The sequence below is a fragment of the Paraburkholderia fynbosensis genome, assembly GCF_902859935.1.
Classification (GTDB): domain Bacteria; phylum Pseudomonadota; class Gammaproteobacteria; order Burkholderiales; family Burkholderiaceae; genus Paraburkholderia; species Paraburkholderia fynbosensis.
The window spans coordinates 1-1180 of the sequence record NZ_CADIKI010000074.1; the positions used below are offsets into that span (position 1 = coordinate 1).

Below are 1180 nucleotides of genomic sequence, written 5' to 3' on the forward strand. Positions count from 1 at the left end.
GTTTCGTAGTCCAGCGTCTTCCTTGGACGCTCGTTCAGTCGCCTTGCCACAGCGTTGAGTTTGGCCTGCGAATACATTGACAGGTCGGTGCCCTTGGGGAAGTACTGCCTTAACAACCCATTTGTATTTTCGTTCGAGCCGCGCTGCCATGGATGCTGGGGATCGCAGAAGTACACCTGGATATCAGTGGCCACGGTGAAGCGTTTGTGCCCGGCCATCTCCGTTCCCCGATCCCATGTCAGCGACTTATAGAGCTCCTGCGGCAGTTTGGAGGCGTGTTTGATGAGTGCATTGGCGACCGTCTCGCTATCCTTGCTGGCTATCCTGACCAGCATAATGTAACGTGTCTGGCGTTCGACGAGCGTCGCAATCTGGCTGCTGCCGCTGCCGCACAGCAGATCACCTTCCCAGTGGCCGGGTACCGCACGGTCTTCAATGCTAGCGGGGCGTTCGCTGATCGATACTGTGTCCCGAATCCTGCCGTGATCGTCCGTCTTCTGTGTGTGATGGCGCGAACGGCGCATGGCCCGGGTGCGCCGCAAGTGCTCCAGCAACTCCTTCTTCAAGGCACCACGGGCCTGTATGAAGAGAGTGCGATAGATGGTCTCGTGAGACACGTGGTAGTCCTCGTCGTCTGGATACACCCGCCTGAGCCATCCGGCAATCTGCTGCGGTGACCACTGCAACTGAAGCTTGCCTGCCACGACGTGCGCCAGCATCCGGTGCTCAACCAGTTTACAGGCTTTGGGGCGCTGCGCGCGATCCCATGCGAGCTGATCGGCGTGGCTTGCCCGATAGCCGTTTGGTCCGCTGTTACGTTTGATCTCACGACAGATGGTGGAAGGCGCTCGTGAAAGTCGCATCGCAATTGACTGGATCGATTCACCAGCCACAAGCCCTCGCGATATCTCTTCGCGCTCCTCCAGCGTCAATGCCAATCTCGATCGATGCCTTTGTGGTGGCTGGATCCCGCCTGTCTCAGCCAGAATCCCCTGGACCGACGAGTGATTACGATCAAAAAGCTGGGCGATCTTCTGCAGAGATTCGCCCTGGCGCCCAACGCTCCCACATCAGTGCTTTCTGCGCCTCACTGTAATAAATCCGGCGTCGCTGTTTCATTTGCAACACTCCCACTGCTCACGCAGCTTCTAGTGTGTTGCATCCACCGGTTGAATCCGCC

1 pseudogene is annotated in these 1180 nt (G+C 58.0%); it reads right to left on the reverse strand.

The annotated features are described in order from the left end of the window. Positions 1-1119: pseudogene (locus HV770_RS38050) on the reverse strand (IS30 family transposase); the annotation flags it as partial. Between the last annotated feature and the right edge of the window lie 61 nt (positions 1120-1180).